The sequence below is a fragment of the Kitasatospora sp. NPDC048407 genome (assembly GCF_043200475.1).
Classification (GTDB): domain Bacteria; phylum Actinomycetota; class Actinomycetes; order Streptomycetales; family Streptomycetaceae; genus Kitasatospora.
On the sequence record NZ_JBICXW010000018.1, the window covers coordinates 97,388 to 114,148 of the forward strand.

The window sequence follows — 16,761 nt, forward strand, 5'->3', positions numbered from 1 at the left end:
GGCGCTTCGTGAGAGAGCTGACCGACCCCGAGATCCGCGCCGCGTTCCTGAACTGCTCCAAGGGCGAGGCGAAACGCCTCAACCTCCCCCGCGACCTGGCCGACCTGCCCTGGTCCGACCTCGACTTCCTCGGCTGGCGCGACCCGCAGGCCCCCGACCGCGCCTACCTGGTCACCGTCCACGACGACCGCCCCCGAGCCGTCGTCCTGCGCAGCTCCGCCGCCGCCAGTTGGCAGCCCCGGCGCAGCATCTGCTCCCTCTGCGTCACCACCCACACCGGCGGCGTCTCCCTCCTCGTCGCCCCGCTCGCCGGCCCCGCCGGCCGCCAGGGCAACTCCGTCGGCGCGTACATGTGCAGCGACCTCGCCTGCTCGCTGTACGTCCGCGGCCTGCGCGAAACCGGCACCCGGATCCACGAATCGCTGACGGTGGAACAGCGGATCGATCGTGTACGAGACAATCTGGCAGGCTTCCTCGCCAAGGTGGAGGGAGCGGAAGCGAGTTGACAGGTGTGCCCGCCGCAACGAAGGCTGCGCGTTCTCGCCGAACCCTGGTGACCGCCAGCTTCGTCTCACCGAAGATTGAGCGATTCGGCTGCCAAGGGGCGAGGGCGGCGGTGGGGAAGCTCGCGGGAGCGCAGCGAGATACGACGCTCACCGGACCAGGGCCCGCCGGGAAGGCCGGAGTTTGCAGCGGCGGTCACCAATGCTCCCCGGCGATGGGCCAGTTGACCGGTAGCCGACCAGGGCCTGGGTGCTCAGACCTCCCGGCGGAGTGCTTAACCTTTGGTGAGACTGTTCAACCTTCGCTTCGCTGAGACAGGACAGAAGCGAGTTGACATGCCGGAGGGGGCGGGAATGGGCGGGATCGCCGAGGCGGACGTGGACGCGTTCGACGCGCTGGAGCGCCGGATCTGGGCGGGCCGGGCCACCGCCTACGCCGCGAGCGTCGCCCGGCTGTGCGCCCACCCCGTGCCCGCGCTGCTCGACGCCGCCGGCGTCGGGCCCGGCAGCGCGGTGCTGGACGTCGGCACCGGGACGGGCACCGCCGCCGCGGCGGCCTGTGCGCGCGGTGCCCGCGTCACCGCCGTGGACGCCGAACCGAGCATGCTGGCCGAAGCGAGGCGCACCGCGCCCGAGGCCGAGCTGCACACCGCCACGCTGCCCGAACTCCCTTTCGCGGACGGCACGTTCGACGCGGTGGTCGGCAACTTCGTGCTCAACCACGTCGGACGACCCGCCGAGGCGCTCGCCGAACTGCGCCGCGTGCTGCGCCCCGGTGGACGACTCGCCCTCACCACCTGGGCCGCCCCCGCACCGCCCGGACAGTCCCTGCTCGGCCGCGCCTTCGAGGCCGCCGGGGCCGTCCGCCCCACCGACCTGCCCCCGCCACCTGCCGCCCTGCGGGCCGTCACTGAGGTCGACGGCTTCCTCGCGTTGCTTGCCGCAGCCGGTTTCGGCGGGGTGGACGGCCGGGTGGTGGCGTGGAACCACCGGACGGCCGTGGAGACGTGGTGGGGCGGCCCGGCCGACGGGGTCGCGTTCCTCGGGGAGCTGTTGCGCCGCCAGTCGCCGGAGGTGCGGGCCGGGGTGCGGCGCGAGTTCGATCGGCTGGCGGCCGAATTCTTGGTCGAGGACGGCGAGTTGGAGCTGCCGCATGCGGCGGTGCTGATGGCTGCGCGGCGTTAGGCAGTGCGGTCGGCGGCTTCGCGGGCGTCCAGCAGTTCGTCCAGGTGGGCTTCGGCCCAGGTGCGAGCGGTGGCCAGCAGGTCGAGGAGGCTGCGGCCGAGCGGCGTCAGCTCGTAGTCGACGCGGCGGGCGGGGCCGGGGTGGACGGTGCGGAGGACGAAGCCGTCGCGTTCCAGCGACCGGAGCGACGCGGTGAGCACCTTGGGCGTGATGGTGCGCAGCGGGACCCGGAGTTCGGAGAAGCGGCGGGGACCGTCCGCCAGGCACTGGACGATCATGCCCGCCCACTTGTCGCCGCCCACCCGGATCGGCACCAGCTCGGACGGGCACACCGGATCGAACATCTCCGGGTCCAGGGGCTCGCGCATTGGCCCACCGTAGCGCCGCGCCCCGGTATCCGGGCGGAAACCAGAGGGGTGGCTACCGTCCGGAGGCACTACCGGCAGTACGACAGGTCGAGGGAGCAACTCATGCGCAGGATCATCATCTTCGGTGCGGGCGGGCGCGTCGGACGTGCGGCCGTCGCGGAGGCCGTCCGCCGAGGGCACCACGTCACCGCCGTGGTGCGAAACCCCGACGCCCACCCGGACCTGGCGGGCCTCCATGTGGTGACCGGTGACGTCACCGATGCCGGTGTCGTCGCCGACCGGGCGGCCGGACACGACGCCGCCGTCATGGCCGCGTACGACGCCGGTGCCCGGCCGGACGCGTTCTTCGCCGCCGCCGCGCACGCCCTGGTCGACGGACTGGAACGGGCAGGCGTCGAACGGCTGATCACCCTCGGCCTGGCCGCCACCCTCGAACTCGCCCCCGGCACACCGCTGATGGACGCCCCCGGCTTTCCGCAGGAGTACCGCCCGTTCTCGCGCGCCCACGCCGCCGGCAGCGCCGTGTACCGCGCCGCCGATACCGTGCTGGACTGGCTGATCGTCAGCCCCGCCGGCGACTTCGACCACACCGCCGCACCCACCGGCCACTACACCGTCACGACCGGCGACTTCGCCGCCCGCGTCACCCACGCCGACTTCGCCCGCGCCCTGCTCGACGAGATCGACACCCCGCGCCACCACCGCACCCACCTCGGCATCGCCGGGGCCTGAGCGCTTAGCGTACTTCGGCATCGCCGGGGCCTGAGCGCTTAGCGTACTTCGGCATCGCCGGGGCCTGAGCGCTTAGCGTACTTCGGCATCGCCGGGGCCTGAGCGCTCAGCGTACTTCGGCATCGCCGGGGCCTGAGCGCTCAGCGCACTTCGGCATCGCCGGGGCCTGAACGCTCAGCGCACCTCGGCGGACACCTGGGTGCCGAGTTCGCGGAAGCCGAGTCGGGCGGCGACCCGGCGGGAGGCCGGGACGCGGGCGCGCCACTGGGGGAGAAGGCCGGCGGCGAGGGCGTGCCGGGCGGAGGCGGCGGCGGTGTGACCGGCGAGGCCGCGGCCGCGGTGGGCCGGGTCGGTAAGCACGCCGAGATGGGCCGTTTCGAACGGCCAGGCGCGGTAACCGCAGGCGGCGATCGCCCGGTCGTCGGCGAGCACGGTGAAGACGGGGGAGGTGAGGTCTTCGAGTCCGGCCTCGTCGGCGTCCTGCTCTCCGGCCCGGCGCACCAGGTCGCGCAACCGGGGGTCGGTGGGCGGGAGTTGGACTGTCGAGAGGGTGGTGGGTGGTTGGGGTCGGAGCCCGTCCGGGGCGAGGTAGGCGAGCGTGGCCGGGCCCAGCAACTCGCCGATCGGGAGGAGTTCGCGCAGCCGCTCGGCGTCCCCGGTCACCGCCGTCGGGTCCTTCCGCAGCGCCGCGCGCACCAGCCGCGCCCGCCGCTCGTCCGGCGCCGTCGCCAGCACCGCACCCCCGAGTGCGATCAGCCCGACCCACCCGGGCGGGCACAGGCCGGAGCGCGGCACGACGGCGACGGCCACCCCGCCGGGTGGCGGGAAGGTCGTCCCGGCCAGACCTTCCCAGAGACGCCAAGCGGCTTGCGGCAGCGAAGAGTTCGTCATTGCCGCATCCTGCCCGGCCTGCCGCGCGCCCGGCACCTCGATTTCCGGGAGGGGCCGGGGCGGCGAGTCGAGGTGACGTCAGGTCGGTTGACCGGGGTTGGTAGCGTGAGGCCTTTCGTGGTCCGACGAGTCGGGGGTGTCGCGGTGACCACCATGGTTGTCGTCAGGTACGGGGCCAGTGGCAAGCTCATGGACGTCCACCGGCCCGCGGACGCGCCGGAGCCGATGCCCGCGGTGCTGCTCTGGCACGGCCGGGGCCCCGACGAACGGGACGTCCTCGCGCCCGTCGCCCGCGCCGCGGCGGAGCGGGGCGTCGTCGTCCTGGTCCCGGACTGGCGTCCCGACGCACCGGACGGCGGGCGAACGCACCTGAGGGAGTCGGCCGCCTTCGCACGGCAGCACGTGGCCGAGTTCGGCGGGGATCCCGAGCGGATCGCGCTCGCCGGCTGGTCGCTGGGCGGCAAGGCCGCCGTGGGCGTCGCCGTGAACCCCGGAGCCTTCGGCGACTGGAGGCCGCAAGCCGTGGTGGGAATCGCCGGCGCGTACGGATCGGCGGCACCGACCACCGGTACCGTCCCGCTCGACGACCTGCGCGTGGGCGGCGACGAGGGGCCGCCGGTACCGGTGTGGCTGGTGCACGGCACCGCCGACGCGGTGGTGGACGTCGAACGGTCACGCGAGTTGTTCACGGCTCTCACGGAACGGGGCCGGCCGGTGCTGCTCCACGAGGACGTGACCGACCACGCCGGCGTCATCATGACCGAGTTCGTCCCCGAACACGCCCGCTGCCTGCCCAGCACCGCCGACCACGCCGTGCGGGCGGGGACGCGGACCGCCGAGGTGCTGGCGCGCGCGGCGGGCATCGCTGCGCACAACTCCGGCCGGCGGTTGTGAGATGACGCGCTGAAGGCGGCGGCAGTGCAGCGAAGGGTTCAGCGATCGAGCCCCAGTGCGTCGGGAATGCCCCCGATCCAAGCCGCTCGATCAGGTTCCTGTGCGGCAACGCGGTCCAGCCTCTCGATGAACCGCCGGCGCTCCTCCGGCTCCATGCTGCCCAGCTCGTGGGCGATCTCTTCCAGGGCGTTCAGCGCAATGTGCGAGTCATGGCCCACCGCGACGAGGTCGTCCAAGGCCGCGATCGCCGCCAGCAGGGCCCTGACGACTTCGTCCCCCCGAGTCACAACTTCGCCTTCCTCGATGTGAGTTGTCACGGTGCGACGCCGCCGCAGGAGCCTGCCGGACCGGTCAGTGGCCGCCGCGGGGGCGTTCGCAGCCGCCTTCGAGGTAGGCGCCGTGGACCTCGATGCGGGCGGCGGAGGAGAGGTTGCCGGTGAGGCAGCCGCCCGGGCCGGGGACGGAGAGGGTGAAGTGGATGCCGTCGCCGTAGGGGGTGAAGTTGGCGTCGGGGTAGCCGAGGCCGGTCATCAGGGTGCGGGCCTGGCTCACGTCGATGGGGGCGGACTTGACGGCGGCCGTGATGCGGGCCGCGTGGGCCTCGCCGCGGCAGCGCTGGTTGTCCGTCAGGGTGGCCATCTGCAAGTAGGCGTGGTTCTCGGCGTACTTGGAGTTCTCCGGGTCGGTCCCGGAGGTGGCGGGCGGCGGAGTGGGCACCGTGGTGGCCTTGTCCGCGCAGAGCTTCGCCACGTCGGGGAACTTCCGGTCCACTTCGGCGAGTTGCTGCTGCCAGCGCTCCTGCGCCTCCTGCTGGGCCTGGTTGATGCTCGCCGAGGTCTGCGGGGTCGGGGCCGCCTGACCGGAGTCGGTCACGTGCTTGCTGCCGCAGCCGGTCAGGGCCCCGGCGGTGGCGAACACGACGGCGGCGAGGACCAGGACAGGACGCTTCACGGCGAGTACTCCAAAAAGACTGTGGCGGGCCCCGGGCGGCCCGTCCCCCCGGCAGGCGATCCTTCCGTGTGCGATGGACCGTCCGACAGAGTATCCGTACTCAGGTTCGGGGCCCGAAATTCGGTGGAACGACCGGGAAGGAGCCGCCACGATCGTCGAATGGGAGCATTGGACGGCGTGGCGGCAAGAGTCGCCGACGGGGCCACCGTTGAGTTCCGGCCGAGCGGTTCGTCGATGGTGCCGCTGATTCGTAGTCGGCAGTCGGTGCTCGTCGCACCGGTGGACCCGACACTGCTGAAGGTCGGCGACATCGTGCTCGCCCGGGTCGCCGGCACCGTGTACCTCCACCTGGTGTCCGCCCTCGATCCGGCCCGGCGGCGCGTGCAGATCAGCAACAACCGGGGCCGCGTGAACGGCTGGACGGGCCACGACCGGGTCTTCGGCATCTGCGTCTCGGTCGACGGCGTGGCGCGGCCCGGCGCGTCGAGCCGGACGATGCCGGTCGGGTCGGGTGATTCCGCGTGAAGGACGAACACCTGCGACACCGCTCGTCGTTCGGCGCCGCAGCCGGAGCGTACGCCGCGCACCGTCCGGACTACGCGCCGGCCGCCGTCCGGTGGGCGCTCGAACCGGCGCCCGGGCGGCGGGTGCTGGACCTCGGGGCCGGGACGGGCAAGCTCACCGGGTGCCTGCTCGCGGCGGGCGCCGAGGTCGTCGCCGTCGAACCCGACGCCGCGATGCTGTCCCAGCTGCGCCGGGAACTGCCGGAGATGCGGGCGCTGGCGGGGTGTGCGGAGTCGATTCCGTTGCCGGACGGGTCGGTCGACGCCGTGCTGTCCGGCAACGCGATGCACTGGTTCGACATGGACGCGGCCGGCCCCGAGATCGCCCGGGTGCTCGCCCCCGGCGGGGTGCTGGCCGGCCTGTGGAACCTGTTCGACGACGGAGTCGCCTGGGTCGCCGGGCTCGCCGAGGCCGGCGGGAGCGCGGCGATCGGGCCGCGCGACGTCCCCGCGAGCTGGCGCGCCGGGACGGCCCGGATGCACCTGCCCCCGGCCGGCGGGCCCGCCCGGTTCGGGGCCGCCGAGCAGGCCGAATTCCCGCACGGCCAGCGCCGGACCGCCGATTCGCTGGTGGCGACGCTCGCCACCAAGGCGGGCCTGCTGGTCATGCCGGAGGCCGAACGGGAGGCGCGGCTGGCCCGGGCCCGGGACTACCTGGCGGGCCGGCCGGAGACGGCGGACGGCGAGTTCGTCCTGCCGATGCTGACGGGGGTGCTGCGGGCCCGTCGGCTGTGAACTGCGGTCAGGGCCGGTCCTCGTGGAGGGGGATGGCGTACACCGGTTCCGGGCCGAAGCTGGTGAAGCCGGACTTGTGCAGGATCGGGCCGGACGTGGCCGGGTTGGCCTTGACCAGCGCCATCGTCGCGCCGTGCGCCGCACCGTAGTTCAGCCGGGCGCCCAGCACCGCGCGGTACACCCCGCGACCCCGCCACGGCTCGGCCGTCACGCCGCCGGTGAGCCGGGCGACGCCGTCCACCACCGAGACGCCGCCGGTGCCGACGGGCTCGCCGTCCACATAGGCGACGAGCAGGCCGCCGTGGCCGGCCGGGACGGTCTCCGCGTTCTTCGCCGCGACCGCCTCGATCCGTTCGGCGGGCGGGAGTTCGCCGCGGAACCCCGCGGCCTCGATCGTCAGCCCGTCGAGGGCCGTCGTCACGTCGGTGGCCCAGCGCAGCTCGACGTCCACCGCCGGGGGCCGGAGTTCGGGCGCACCGTCGCCCAGATCGGCGGCCAGGATCTCCAGCACGATCTTCACCTTCCCGCCGCGCGCGGACAGTTCGGCCTCCAGCCCCTCCGGGGCGCCGAGCAGCACCTGCCAGTCCAGCACCGGCGGCCCGAAGGCGCGGGCCCGCGCCATCAGGGCGTCAACGGCCTGGTCCACTGGGCGAGTCGGTGTGAAGGAGACCACCGAGAGGTCGAACGGGCAGTAGTCGGGCAGGCGGAGGAAGGTGAACTCCGGGTCCTCGACGACCTCGGCGTCGTCCGGCATCCACACCCAGGCCGCACCGGCGGCGGCGACGTCAGAAACTGTCAGGCTCATGCGGGGGAGCGTAGACGGGTGGGCGATGGTGTCCCTGGCGCTGTTACGTGATCACGACGTTTCGGTGACGCGGCTGGTGCGCGGGGTGAGGGCAGGTCAGAGGCTATGGGCGAGGCGCTCGGCGTGGTCGCGCATCCGGGGGCGGTCCTCGGCGGCGGCCGTCTAACCGGCCTCGGTTGCCGTAGGGCCCATCATATTGTCTGAGGACGATCGGGCGAGCGAGGAGTGGACGACGTACAGGGCGTGGTGGCGGTGCGGTGCGCGGATTCGGCGGGCGTCGGAGTGCGGCTGGCCAAGCGAACGGGGTCGGAGGCCGGGGGCGGTGCGGTTCGCGGTGGAGGTGTGGGCGCCCGGGTTGGCCGCACGGGTGGACGAGGTGGTGGGCTGGGTGGGGGCGGCGGACGTGCGGGAGTTCGTCGATGGTGAGTAAGGGGAACTGTGCGAGGGCGAGATCGGCGACGCCCCAGGAGTCGCGGCTCCTTCCCTGCTCGCCGTCGAGCACGCTGAACCCGTGCCACTGCCCGAGGAGACAACGACCTGACCCGGGCCTGGCAGGTAGGCGAGTGGTTCGATCTCGGGGAGCCCCTCTGCGGAGCGCGTCCGGACAGTGGACCGGAAATGCCGGGATCCTGGGTCGCGTTCAAACTCGGAGTAGATGCGCTGGAATTCGGTGGCGTTCACCGGCCGGCCATCGTTGAGGAACACGGGCTCGACTAGCGGCAATGTTTCGCCGTCTCCATAGATCTGGTCGACGGTCGCCCAAGCGATGACGGGGCTGACCAGAACCTGCACATCCCGCGACTTGTCGCTCTGGGAGTACTGGTTCACGGACGTGGTCGCGTACCAGTTGGCCGGTACCGGGATGATGGAAGTGATGCGGTTCTCGAACGGCTCGGACATCGAGTCCTTCTCTGGTGAGACCCCTGTGGGTCCATTGGAATGGGCTGCCAGGCGGCATGGGCGAAGCATATTCCAATGGAGTGGCGAGGATTTGACGGTCAATCCTGGCAGCGGTCACGGCAAGCCCGGCGACCTACTCGGTGAACTGGATCGGACTCATCGGTCGCTGGGGCTGAACCCGATACGTCCACCCGGGCTGGGTAGAATGTCCCTCATTGACGAAGACGGCCTCGTACACGCTGCACTGCAGGCGGAATACTTCGTCCTCCGCGGTGATCAGATCAATCGAGTATGGTCCGACCGGAAGGACCGGCCGCCTGCCCTCCGGCGTGATCTTCCACGAGAAGTCAGCAGGGCATGCGTGGCAGCACGATTTTGGTGCGGTCGGGAACGCGCAGGGATTCGGTTTCATGCCTGGGGATTCGTGCTTCACCTATGCGGCAGGTGGGTCTTCTTCACCGAACCCACCCGCTGTCGCAACCTGCCGTGCGCACTTCGGCACCGGCGGGATCGAACGCCCGCGAGTCGCCCGCCGTGTTCCTCTCGGCCTGGACCTGGCGCAGCATTCGGGAGGACATACCGTCGAGCGCCCAACTGGCGTACGGGTTGTCCGCGGCCAGTCGCGGTGCGGATGGCATAGTCGGGACGGGGCCGCGGACAGTGGGGGGCGAAGACCACGACGGACAAGGTGTCTGGCGAGTCGTCGAAGACTCAATACATGACCCGACCTCCGGCGCCCTTGATCGAGGTGATGGGTTGGACGGGAGTATCAGGGCGCGGTGAGAGTGCCGGGCCCGGCGGTTTGCGGGTGGCCCCGACGTAGCAGCAGGGTGGGAACGGTTGCCAGACCGAGGGGGGCCTTCCCGGTTTTCGATCAGGATGACTGACGCAACGGCCGCTAGGAAGCGAAGAGCTGGTCGGTGAGAGATCCAAGTTCCGGTCTTTGCAGGAGTATTGACGATCCGGCACATGGATCGGCTGGAGGATGGCAAAATTGACGGACGCACAGCTGACTCAAGGCCTTGGGGGATCGCGTGTCAGTCGAGTTGGCGCAGCTCGTGGAGCAGACCGGGCCGTATCTCAGCGCGGCAGTGAGTGCTTACGGGGCTACGGTACTCACCCGGGCGCAGGATACGGCGGCTGATGCCACAGTGAAGCTAGGACAACGGATCCTCCAGGCTGTGTGGCGTCGGCGCGCCAGGCCTGATCAAGCTGCTCTCGCTGTCGCGTTGGAGGACGCCGCCGGGCAGCAAGATCCGGCGGCATCCACGGAGCTGCGTCAGCAAATCGAACGGGCGTTCCGTGAGGACGGTCAGTTGCGGGAAGAGATCGCTGCAATGCTGCCGCGTGCGCCACGAACTGTCATCACTGCCTCGGGCGAGCGCGGCGTCGCGGCCTATCACATCGATACTGTGATCAGCGGCGACAACAATTCGATCCAGTGATGGGGCAGCCCAACGAGTCAGCCGGCGAGCGCCGGATCATATCGGAGGGTGAGCGCGGAGTCGCCGCTGACAGCATTGGTGTGGTGGTTAGCGGTGACCTCTACATCTTGCCAGCAGAGGCTGGTAGATGGCCGGGCCGCTCCGGTGGCTCTGAGACATTGGCGGGCTCGGGCCCTGTCATTTGGTCAGTGCCGTCGCGGAACCCACTGTTCACAGGGCGGGATCATGCCTTGGCCGACCTGCGCGCCGCGCTGGCCAACAACAAGGCAGGTTCCCGGCGATCGCTGTATGCCCTGTCCGGGCTCGGCGGCGTGGGTAAGACTCAGGTCGCGCTGGAGTACGCGCACCGGTACATGTCGCACTACGACCTGGTGTGGTGGATCGACGCGGAGCAGAGCGAGAACGTCGTCGTCGGCCTCGCCGAACTCGCGGGACGACTCGGCCTGCGGGTCGGTGAGAACGTCAACGAGGCCGCCCAGTCCGCGCGTGACGCGCTGCGGCAGGGGCTGCCCACGCCGAACTGGCTGCTGATCTTCGACAACGCCGACGAGCCGGGCGAGATCCGCCGGTTCTTCCCCGACGGTCCCGGCCACATCCTGGTCACCTCCCGCAACCAGGGCTGGTCCGGGCAGGCCGGCGTGCTCAACGTCGACGTGTTCGACCGGACCGAGTCCGTCGACCACCTCACCCGGCGGGTCCGCGGCCTGACCCGCGCCGACGCCGACCGGGTCGCTGAGGCCGTCGGCGACCTCCCGCTCGCGGTGGAAGTTGCAGCCGCGTGGCTGACTGCCACTGCAACCCCAGTAGACATGTACGTCAACCTCCTTCGGGCCGAGGCCACCAGGGTCCTTGCGGCGGGCGAGACCCCGGTCGACTACCCCACGCCCGTCGGCCTCACCTGGAACGTCTCCATCGCTCGGCTGCGGGAGCAGTCGCCTGCCGCCGTCCGGCTGCTGGAGTTGTGCGCGTTCTTCGCGCCCGAGCCGATCTCGCTCAAGCAGTTCTTCTTCTCCGAGCAGATGCGTCTCGCGCTCTACCCCTACGACGAGGAACTCATCGACACCTTCCTGCTCGGCAAGGTGCTGAGCGCGGTGAGCCGCTACGCCCTCGCCAAGACCGACGCCGGCTCCGGCTCCTTCCAGGTCCACCGACTCGTCCAAGCCGTTGTCCGCAGTGGCATGAGCGAAGTCGAACGCAACATCGCCATGCATCAGGTGCACCGCATCCTGGTCAACGCCCGCCCGTCCCGCGGAGATGCCGACGACCCCGCCAACTGGCCCACTATGGAAGCCATCTGGCCGCACCTCGCGCCGTCCAGGGCGCAGGACTGCGACGGGCGCGAAGTCCGTGAACTGCTCATCGACCGGGTCCGCTACCTGTGGAAGCGTGTCGACCTCGACCAGGCCCTGCAACTCGGCCGCCAGCTCGATGCCACTTGGATGCTGCGCTCCGCGGCCGAGCCCGGCCCTGCTGAGCAGAAGGTCTGGCGGCGGCAGATCCTCAGCCTCAGACTGCAGATTGCCAACGTGCTGCGCTCCCAGGGCTCGTACATCGAGGCACTGGAACTGGACCGGGCGACCCTGAACGGCCAGCGCGAACTCCTCGGCGAACACCACCCGTACGCCCTGATGACCGCCAACTCGATGGCCGCCGACCTGCGGTACCTCAACCGCTTCCAGGAAGCCCTCACCCTCGACCAGGACACCTACAACCAGTTCATCGAACTCTTCGGCGAGGACGACCCGCGCACCCTCTCCGTCGCCAACAACCTCGCCATCGACCACCGCCTGGTCGGCAACAGCGTCGCCGCCCGCGACCTCGACCAGGACACCGTCGAACGCCGCTCCGCCGTCCTCGGCCCGCTTCACCCCTACACCCTCGGCTCCAAGTCCAACCTGGCCCGCGACCTGCGCGAAATGGGCGACTACAAGGGCTCCGCGGAACTGCTCAGGGAAGTCGCCAATGTCTTCACGGCCCTTTCGCATTCTGGCCTTCCCGAGGGACTGCGCAACGCGAAGTCGCTCGCCGTCTCACTGCGCCGCGCCGGACAGTACGCCGAAGCCCGCGAACTCACCGAGCGCACCTACGAGCGGTACGTCGACCTGTACGGCCCCGAATTCCCCGACGCACTCGCCTGCCGGCTCAACCTCGCCGCGGACTTCAGTGCCGCCGGTGACAAGGAGACCGCCCGCGACATCGCCACCGATGTCTACGAGGGCCACCGGCGACTGTTCGGCGACGAGCACTCCTTCACCTTTGCCTGCGAGAACGACCTCGGCATCTATCTGCGCGGCTCCGGCGACACCGAGGGCGCCGTCCAGCACGGCCGCTCCGCGGTCGACGGACTCAGCCGCGTGCTCGGCGCAGACCACCCGTTCGCCCTCAACGCCGTCATCAACTTCGCCAACGCGCTCGCCGAGAACCGGCAGCTCGACGAGGCCGAACAGCTCGGCCGCAGCGCGTACGACGGCCTCGCCGCCCGCTACGGGGCCACCCATCCCGACACCCTGATCTGCCAGGCCAACCTCGCCATCACCCTCCGCGCGGCCGGACGGCGCAGCGAGGCCGAGAGCTTGCGCATGCAGGCCGTCGCGGCGCTCGTCGAACTCTTCGGCGAGGAACACCCGACTACCATCGCGGTTCGAAACTGGCACCGCGTTGATCGTGATCTCGATCCTCCTCCTTTTTGACCCGCTCATATGTCGCGGCCGGATGGGTGGCCACGGTGCCGTCCGGCCGGTGTCCCCTGGTTCACTGCCACCCGGCCGGTGACCTCGGGGGCGTCCAGCGCGAGCAGCCGGGCGTAGGTCTCGGCCGACAGCCCGTTCCAGTAGTCAGTGGCGGGGACGGCCAGCGCGGGCCAGGTTGCGTCGAGCAATTCTTCGACCGCGTCGGCCTGCGCTCGCCAGTTCCCGATGGCGGCGCGCCGGATTTCGGCCAGGGCGGCGTCCGGATCGGGGCGATGGGGGCACGGCGTCAGCGGCGCTGGCCCGTCCGTCGAGGGCATGGCGTGGAGGAACTGCTCGTCGGCGGTGAACGCGGCGAGCGCGATCCGGACGCACGGCTCGGTGCGCGCGCGGGCCTGCGGGCATACGGTTTTGCCGCGGTCGCCCGCCACCCGGACCATCGGGACGGCCACCGAGCAGTCCGGGTCCTGGGCGAGCGCGAGGATCACGGCAAAGCGGTCGTCGGTGAGCGTCTCGTCCCAGTCGTAGTGGTGGAGAACGTATCGCGCGAGTTCGTGTCGGACGTCCGCGTCCGGGCAGGTGGCGAGCAGGCGGCTCGTGTCGGCGGGTGTGTCCGGCCGGTCGATGGGCGGCCATCAGGGCCTCGGGGGCGTCCCCAGGAATCCGCTCCCGTGACATCGCCCCGGACGCGATCAGCCGGAGGAACGCCTCACGCCCGCCGACGGTCAGCGGGGCGTCGAGCTGGCCGGGCGTCAGTTTCGGCTGATCGCACAGTTCCGACAGGACACCGGAGGCGCCGTGGGCGATCAGCGTGTCGATGTGTTCGGGAAGCAGCGCGGGATTGCCGGCTGGGTTCCGCAGGACGTCGTGCGCGCCGCTGAGACTCGGGCGGGGTTGGGTCGGTGCGGCGCGGGATTTGTCAGTCCTGTTCGCTTCAATCGCGGGGACGGAAAGGGGGATGCCGGGATGGGGTCTCTGGGAGTGCTGTTCGCGCTGACCGAGAGCGAGCGGACGCGGCTGTTGGCGTGTGAGGGCGACGAAGAGGTCATGGCGCTGGTCGGGGAGGTGGAGGAGGCCTGGGACGGGCCGCGGGTGTGCGAGTTGGACAAGGCGTGGGACGCGCTGCACCGGTGTCTGACGGACGGTCGGCTGGAGTTCGAGAACGGGGAGTTCCCGCTGTCCCACGTCGTTCTGGGCGGGCGGCTGCTGCTGGAGGACGACGACTACGTGGCCTGCTACGCGGATCCGGCGCAGGTGCGGGCGGTGGCGGCCGCGTTGGAGGAGGTCGACGAGGAGTGGTTGCGGGGGCGGTACGCGGAGCTGGAGTTCGAGGAGTACGAGGGCGCGCGCGGCGAGGAGGACTTGGAGTACACGGTGTGCTTCCTGCCGGGCGTGCGGGAGTTCTACCGGCGGGCCGCGAAGGAGGGCCGGGCGGTGGTGTTCACGGTCGATCAGTGAGCGTGCCTGTCGCCGCTCTTCACGACTTTGCCATCAAATGATCATTCGTTTGCCAAGGCGATGACCACGGGCAGACCACCAGGACGGGTCGAATTCCCTTCGCACACCGACCCATTCGGCGAAAGGCGCCTCTCCGATGTCCAGCACTTCCGACCGTCCCACGCCCGACCAGCAGTTGCTCGCCGCCGCCGGACGGCTCGACCGGCGGCGGTTCCTGACCGTCACCTCGGCCGCCGCCGCGCTCGCGTTCGGCGTCAACCTGCCCGGCGCGCACGCCGAGGAGAACGAACTCGCGCCGCGGACCCTCACCGAGAACCCGTTCACCCTCGGCGTCGCCTCCGGTGACCCGCTGCCGGACGCGGTGGTGCTGTGGACCCGGCTCGCGCCGCGTCCGCTGGAGCCAGGGGTGGGGCTGCCGCCGGCGGGGAGTGTCAAGGTCGGCTGGGAGATCGCCCGGGACGAGCGGTTCCGCCGTGTCGAGCGGCGCGGCAGCGCGAAGGCGCACGCCGAGTTCAACTGGTCGGTGCACGTGGACGCGACCGGCCTGGAGGCGGCCCGCGAGTACTGGTACCGGTTCACCGTCGGGCAGTGGACCAGCCCCGTCGGCCGCACCCGCACCGCGCCCTCGCACGGCCGCAAGCTCGACAGCACCAAGCTCGGGCTGGTCTCCTGCCAGGCGTACGAGGACGGCTACTTCACCGCCTACCGCCACCTCGCCCAGGAGGACCTGGACGCCGTCTTCCACGTCGGCGACTACATCTACGAGTACGGCATCGACTCCGTCGGCGGCGACCGCAAGTACACCGACCGCGTCCTGCCCGCCGCCCTCAACCACGAGACCACCACGCTCGAGGACTACCGGCTGCGGTACTCGCTCTACAAGACCGACCCCGACCTGCAGGCCGCGCACGCCGCCCACCCCTGGTACGTCACCTGGGACGACCACGAGGTGGAGAACAACTACGCGGGCGGCATCCCCGAGAAGAACCAGGACCCGGCGCCGTTCGTCGCCCGCCGCGCGGCCGCCTACCGCGCCTACTGGGAGAACCAGCCGCTGCGGATGCCCAAGCCGGGCGGCACCGACCTGACCCTCTACCGCCGCTTCCAGTACGGGCAGTTGGCGCAGTTCGACATCCTCGACACCCGCCAGTACCGCGACGACCAGGCCAACGGCGACGGCTGGCAGTACCCCACCCCCGAATCCCAGGACCCGAAGCGCACCCTGATGGGCGCCACCCAGGAACGCTGGTTCGCGGACGGGCTGCGCCGCTCCAAGGCGCTGTGGAACGTCGTCCCGCAGCAGGTGGTGTTCTCCCGCCGCAAGAACACCACCGCCGCCAGCTCCAAGCTGTCCATGGACGCCTGGGACGGCTACCCCGCCGCCCGCGAGCGCTTCCTGACCGCCGTCGACCAGGCCGGCGTCAAGAACCTGGTGCTGCTCACCGGCGACGTGCACGTCGCCTACGCGCTCGACGTCAAGCGCGACTTCGACGACCCGAACTCCCGCACCGTGGGCGTCGAGTTCGTCGGCACCTCGATCAGCAGCGACGGCGACGGCGAGGCCCACCCCTCCAACTGGGCCACCCTGACCGCCGCCAACCCGCACATGAAGTTCTACGACGGCCGGCGCGGCTACACCGTGGTCACCCTCGACCGCCAGCACGCCCGCGCCGACTACCGGGCCGTCACCCACATCACCCGCCCCGACGGCACCCTGCTCACCGCCGCCTCCTTCGTCACCGAGGCCGGCAACCCGGGCATCCGGCCGGCCTGACACGAGCGGTGGCCTGCGACGGTTCGTGAGGATCCGGGCCGTCGCAGGCCGCCGGTCAGACCCGACGGGGAAGCCGTCACACATCTTCACCGTCAGTTGTGGAGGAAGCCCTCCAGGGACGCCGCGAGGGCCACCGGGGTCTCGTACATCGGGTAGTGGCCGCTGCCGCCCAGCTCTTCGAGTTCGGCGTTGGGGTAGTGGGTGAGGAAGGTGCCGCGCATCACGTCGGCGGTGAGGGCGAGGTCGTGCTCGCCGACGATCACCTTGACCGGCACCGGGTTGCCGCTGATCCGGTGCTCCAGGTCGGCCGTCGCCCAGTCGCGGACGTAGCCGCCGAACGCCTCGGGGGCGGACAGGCGGAGGGACTGGTCGACCATGCGGTCCAGCCAGACCCGGCCGGCCCGTTGGCCGGTGACCAGGTCGAGGATGGCGAGGCGCTTCTCCCGGTCCTCGGCGGCGCCGTAGAACAGCGCCTCGCCCGCCTCGTCCAGCGGGTACGCCCCGGCCGGCACCGGCGCCAGGCCGACCAGCTTGCGCACCCGCAGCGGCGCCTCGGCGAGTACCTGCTGGGCCGCCTTCCCGCCCATCGAGTGGCCGACCAGGGAGAAACGGTCCCAGCCGAGTTCGTCGGCCAGGGCGAGCGCGTCGGCGGCGATCTCGGCGAGCGTGTACGTGCCGGGAACGTCCTTGCGCTGGCCGTAGCCGCGGTAGTCGAGGAAGGCGTAGCTGAAGGCGTCGCCGTCGAGGTAGTCGAGGAACGGGCCCCAGCCGGCGCTGGTGCCGAACCAGTCGTGGAGGACCAGGACATGGTGGTCGCCGGTGCCGGTCAAGCGGTGCGGAATCGTCATGCCCTCGGTCGTTCCCCGCGAT

At 71.1% G+C, this 16,761-nt stretch carries 18 protein-coding genes; 10 read left to right on the plus strand and 8 right to left on the minus strand.

Features of this window, described 5'->3' with window-relative positions:
- The first annotated feature begins 8 nt into the window (after positions 1 to 8).
- On the plus strand, positions 9 to 506 hold the full coding sequence (locus ACGFWJ_RS27850; protein ID WP_387641513.1) for an FBP domain-containing protein: 498 nt from the start codon (positions 9 to 11) through the stop codon (positions 504 to 506).
- 351 nt (positions 507 to 857) lie between these two features.
- The gene (locus ACGFWJ_RS27855) at positions 858 to 1,688 is read left to right on the plus strand and encodes a class I SAM-dependent methyltransferase (protein ID WP_392954533.1); all 831 of its coding nucleotides are present in this window, start codon (positions 858 to 860) and stop codon (positions 1,686 to 1,688) included.
- Here the strand turns inward: ACGFWJ_RS27855 and ACGFWJ_RS27860 are convergent.
- The gene (locus ACGFWJ_RS27860) at positions 1,685 to 2,056 is read right to left on the minus strand and encodes a winged helix-turn-helix transcriptional regulator (protein ID WP_392954535.1); all 372 of its coding nucleotides are present in this window, start codon (positions 2,054 to 2,056) and stop codon (positions 1,685 to 1,687) included. The two genes, ACGFWJ_RS27855 and ACGFWJ_RS27860, sit on opposite strands and share 4 nt — an antisense overlap.
- Before the next feature lie 102 nt (positions 2,057 to 2,158).
- Here ACGFWJ_RS27860 and ACGFWJ_RS27865 point away from each other — a divergent pair, with 102 nt between their 5' ends.
- Positions 2,159 to 2,788, plus strand: a complete 630-nt coding sequence (locus tag ACGFWJ_RS27865) for an NAD(P)-dependent oxidoreductase (RefSeq protein ID WP_392954537.1) — start codon at positions 2,159 to 2,161, stop codon at positions 2,786 to 2,788.
- 174 nt (positions 2,789 to 2,962) lie between these two features.
- On the opposite strand, the gene ACGFWJ_RS27870 is transcribed toward ACGFWJ_RS27865, so the two are convergent.
- The gene (locus ACGFWJ_RS27870) at positions 2,963 to 3,679 is read right to left on the minus strand and encodes a GNAT family N-acetyltransferase (RefSeq protein ID WP_392954539.1); all 717 of its coding nucleotides are present in this window, start codon (positions 3,677 to 3,679) and stop codon (positions 2,963 to 2,965) included.
- Between the two features lie 153 nt (positions 3,680 to 3,832).
- Between ACGFWJ_RS27870 and ACGFWJ_RS27875 the strand changes: the two genes are divergently transcribed.
- Entirely contained in the window at positions 3,833 to 4,573 is a 741-nt protein-coding gene (locus ACGFWJ_RS27875) for an alpha/beta hydrolase (protein WP_392954575.1), read from the plus strand.
- A 38-nt stretch (positions 4,574 to 4,611) separates the two neighbouring features.
- On the opposite strand, the gene ACGFWJ_RS27880 is transcribed toward ACGFWJ_RS27875, so the two are convergent.
- Positions 4,612 to 4,890, minus strand: a complete 279-nt coding sequence (locus tag ACGFWJ_RS27880; RefSeq protein ID WP_392954541.1) for a hypothetical protein — start codon at positions 4,888 to 4,890, stop codon at positions 4,612 to 4,614.
- A gap of 34 nt (positions 4,891 to 4,924) precedes the next feature.
- Positions 4,925 to 5,524: a hypothetical protein gene (locus ACGFWJ_RS27885; protein WP_392954543.1), complete on the minus strand. Its 600-nt coding sequence runs from the start codon at positions 5,522 to 5,524 to the stop codon at positions 4,925 to 4,927.
- A 159-nt stretch (positions 5,525 to 5,683) separates the two neighbouring features.
- Between ACGFWJ_RS27885 and ACGFWJ_RS27890 the strand changes: the two genes are divergently transcribed.
- Together ACGFWJ_RS27890 and ACGFWJ_RS27895 are read left to right on the plus strand one after the other, a co-directional pair.
- Entirely contained in the window at positions 5,684 to 6,049 is a 366-nt protein-coding gene (locus ACGFWJ_RS27890) for a S26 family signal peptidase (RefSeq protein WP_392954545.1), read from the plus strand.
- Complete coding sequence (locus ACGFWJ_RS27895; protein WP_392954547.1) at positions 6,046 to 6,822, plus strand: class I SAM-dependent methyltransferase; 777 nt, start codon at positions 6,046 to 6,048, stop codon at positions 6,820 to 6,822. The genes ACGFWJ_RS27890 and ACGFWJ_RS27895 overlap by 4 nt, the downstream gene beginning before the upstream one ends.
- Before the next feature lie 7 nt (positions 6,823 to 6,829).
- On the opposite strand, the gene ACGFWJ_RS27900 is transcribed toward ACGFWJ_RS27895, so the two are convergent.
- Positions 6,830 to 7,627 carry a GNAT family N-acetyltransferase gene (locus tag ACGFWJ_RS27900; RefSeq protein ID WP_392954549.1) on the minus strand — a complete coding sequence of 266 codons (798 nt, stop codon included), beginning with the start codon at positions 7,625 to 7,627 and terminating at the stop codon, positions 6,830 to 6,832.
- Between the two features lie 162 nt (positions 7,628 to 7,789).
- Positions 7,790 to 8,527 (minus strand): hypothetical protein, encoded by a 738-nt coding sequence (locus ACGFWJ_RS27905; RefSeq protein ID WP_392954551.1) that lies wholly within the window; start codon positions 8,525 to 8,527, stop codon positions 7,790 to 7,792.
- A 1,229-nt stretch (positions 8,528 to 9,756) separates the two neighbouring features.
- Between ACGFWJ_RS27905 and ACGFWJ_RS27910 the strand changes: the two genes are divergently transcribed.
- The gene (locus ACGFWJ_RS27910; protein ID WP_392954553.1) at positions 9,757 to 9,972 is read left to right on the plus strand and encodes a hypothetical protein; all 216 of its coding nucleotides are present in this window, start codon (positions 9,757 to 9,759) and stop codon (positions 9,970 to 9,972) included.
- A complete protein-coding gene (gene fxsT / locus ACGFWJ_RS27915) occupies positions 9,972 to 12,662 on the plus strand; it encodes an FxSxx-COOH system tetratricopeptide repeat protein (RefSeq protein WP_392954554.1) in 2,691 nt (896 codons plus the stop codon). Before ACGFWJ_RS27910 ends, fxsT begins: the two co-directional genes overlap by 1 nt.
- 5 nt (positions 12,663 to 12,667) lie before the next feature.
- Here fxsT and ACGFWJ_RS27920 read toward each other — a convergent pair whose 3' ends face one another.
- On the minus strand, positions 12,668 to 13,147 hold the full coding sequence (locus ACGFWJ_RS27920; RefSeq protein ID WP_392954556.1) for a hypothetical protein: 480 nt from the start codon (positions 13,145 to 13,147) through the stop codon (positions 12,668 to 12,670).
- Positions 13,148 to 13,625: 478 nt separating this feature from the next.
- Between ACGFWJ_RS27920 and ACGFWJ_RS27925 the strand changes: the two genes are divergently transcribed.
- Together ACGFWJ_RS27925 and ACGFWJ_RS27930 are read left to right on the plus strand one after the other, a co-directional pair.
- On the plus strand, positions 13,626 to 14,117 hold the full coding sequence (locus ACGFWJ_RS27925; protein ID WP_392954558.1) for a YfbM family protein: 492 nt from the start codon (positions 13,626 to 13,628) through the stop codon (positions 14,115 to 14,117).
- 136 nt (positions 14,118 to 14,253) lie between these two features.
- Positions 14,254 to 15,891, plus strand: coding sequence for an alkaline phosphatase D family protein (locus tag ACGFWJ_RS27930; RefSeq protein WP_392954560.1), 1,638 nt, complete (start codon positions 14,254 to 14,256; stop codon positions 15,889 to 15,891).
- A 92-nt stretch (positions 15,892 to 15,983) separates the two neighbouring features.
- Here the strand turns inward: ACGFWJ_RS27930 and ACGFWJ_RS27935 are convergent, their stop codons facing one another.
- Positions 15,984 to 16,739, minus strand: a complete 756-nt coding sequence (locus tag ACGFWJ_RS27935) for an alpha/beta fold hydrolase (protein ID WP_392954562.1) — start codon at positions 16,737 to 16,739, stop codon at positions 15,984 to 15,986.
- Positions 16,740 to 16,761: the final 22 nt, after the last annotated feature.

Coding starts and splice junctions, on each gene's coding strand:
- ACGFWJ_RS27855 (WP_392954533.1), top strand. CDS start 858: ATGGGCGGGATCGCCGAGGCGGACGTGGACGCGTTCGACGCGCTGGAG.
- ACGFWJ_RS27860 (WP_392954535.1), bottom strand. CDS start 2,056: ATGCGCGAGCCCCTGGACCCGGAGATGTTCGATCCGGTGTGCCCGTCC.
- ACGFWJ_RS27865 (WP_392954537.1), top strand. CDS start 2,159: ATGCGCAGGATCATCATCTTCGGTGCGGGCGGGCGCGTCGGACGTGCG.
- ACGFWJ_RS27870 (WP_392954539.1), bottom strand. CDS start 3,679: ATGACGAACTCTTCGCTGCCGCAAGCCGCTTGGCGTCTCTGGGAAGGT.
- ACGFWJ_RS27875 (WP_392954575.1), top strand. CDS start 3,833: ATGGTTGTCGTCAGGTACGGGGCCAGTGGCAAGCTCATGGACGTCCAC.
- ACGFWJ_RS27890 (WP_392954545.1), top strand. CDS start 5,684: ATGGGAGCATTGGACGGCGTGGCGGCAAGAGTCGCCGACGGGGCCACC.
- ACGFWJ_RS27900 (WP_392954549.1), bottom strand. CDS start 7,627: ATGAGCCTGACAGTTTCTGACGTCGCCGCCGCCGGTGCGGCCTGGGTG.
- ACGFWJ_RS27905 (WP_392954551.1), bottom strand. CDS start 8,527: ATGTCCGAGCCGTTCGAGAACCGCATCACTTCCATCATCCCGGTACCG.
- fxsT (WP_392954554.1), top strand. CDS start 9,972: ATGGGGCAGCCCAACGAGTCAGCCGGCGAGCGCCGGATCATATCGGAG.
- ACGFWJ_RS27925 (WP_392954558.1), top strand. CDS start 13,626: ATGGGGTCTCTGGGAGTGCTGTTCGCGCTGACCGAGAGCGAGCGGACG.
- ACGFWJ_RS27930 (WP_392954560.1), top strand. CDS start 14,254: ATGTCCAGCACTTCCGACCGTCCCACGCCCGACCAGCAGTTGCTCGCC.
- ACGFWJ_RS27935 (WP_392954562.1), bottom strand. CDS start 16,739: ATGACGATTCCGCACCGCTTGACCGGCACCGGCGACCACCATGTCCTG.